This window comes from Rhizobium sp. BR 317, from assembly GCF_047445835.1.
Taxonomy (GTDB): domain Bacteria; phylum Pseudomonadota; class Alphaproteobacteria; order Rhizobiales; family Rhizobiaceae; genus Rhizobium; species Rhizobium paranaense.
On record NZ_JARWLB010000148.1, the window covers coordinates 1 to 1,128 of the forward strand.

Genomic DNA, 1,128 nt, shown 5'->3' on the forward strand with positions numbered 1-1,128 from the left:
TCAACATAGTGGCCCGAAGGGGAGGCGGGACCGACTGCTCCCCGCTCCTCCACACTGTCTGAAGCGCCCTTGCACGTAAACGCAGATGAAACAGATGGCGAGATAGATTGAGGCGAACAGGAGAGKACCGAGGGTGGCKAAATCGAATGTGATATGGTTCAGAAAGCCGGGCAAGCCCKACAGAAGKAACGATCGAGAACGCCGGCAACAAAAGTCACCCCGACCGGGACCGCGCCGCCTGCGCAAACCACTGGCAGCAATCCTCTCTGCAATACTCATCGCCGGCGCAGGATGGCTTGCCTATGGAGGGTCCGGCGACCTGTCGGGTGTCTTTGCTGTTGCCAAGACACCGACATCAGATTCCCTATCTGGCGCGTTTTCGTTCTGCGGCGGCGATCACMATGTGAACTGCKTCGTCGACGGCGATACGTTCTGGATCCAGGGCGAGAAAATCCGCATCGCGGATATCGACACACCGGAGCTCAGCCCGCCGCGCTGCGAGGCGGAAAGGATCAAGGGCGAGGCCGCGAAAGCACGCCTGCTCTCGCTGCTCAATGGCGGCAAGTTCTCACTTTCGGCCGGCCTGCGTGACGAAGATAAGTATGGCCGCAAGCTTCGAACAGTCACGCGGGCAGGGCGCTCGCTCGGGAGTGCCTTGATTGACGAGGGCCTCGCCAGGCGCTGGGATGGTGCCAGACACGGATGGTGCGGCTGAGGAACCGCGAKAGGATCGTCAGCGGATGGCCGAAACCGCCCGGCGGGTTCGGGGAGCGAGAGCGAGTAGAGCCGTGCGCCGAAKGCGTCTCGCCCAAGCCTGTCACGGGTTTTCCGACATCATCACCGACGTGAATCAATCCATGCCGACCGATTCATAAGTGTCGTTGGACGCGATTCCCGAGATCGGAGATTCTGGTCTCATGATCTCGCAGCCCTACCATCTCTATGTCGAACGCTCGGATGCCTCGAAGAACATGGCCCGCTATTATGCCATGTCGATCGAACCGAACCTGTTCGGCGATATCTGCCTGCTCCGCAAATGGGGCCGCATCGGAAGCAAAGGGCAGATCATGGTCCATCATTTCGGTCGGGAAGAAGAAGCGGTCCGACTGTTCCTCGATCTGCTCCGCC

At 60.2% G+C, this 1,128-nt stretch carries 2 protein-coding genes; both read left to right on the forward strand.

Features of this window, described 5'->3' with window-relative positions; genetic code table 11:
* The first annotated feature begins 271 nt into the window (after positions 1–271).
* Positions 272–715, forward strand: coding sequence for a thermonuclease family protein (locus tag QD357_RS32430; protein WP_414126101.1), 444 nt, complete (start codon positions 272–274; stop codon positions 713–715).
* 202 nt (positions 716–917) lie between these two features.
* Positions 918–1,128: WGR domain-containing protein (locus QD357_RS32435; protein ID WP_414126100.1), on the forward strand; the 211-nt coding region annotated here is incomplete at its 3' end.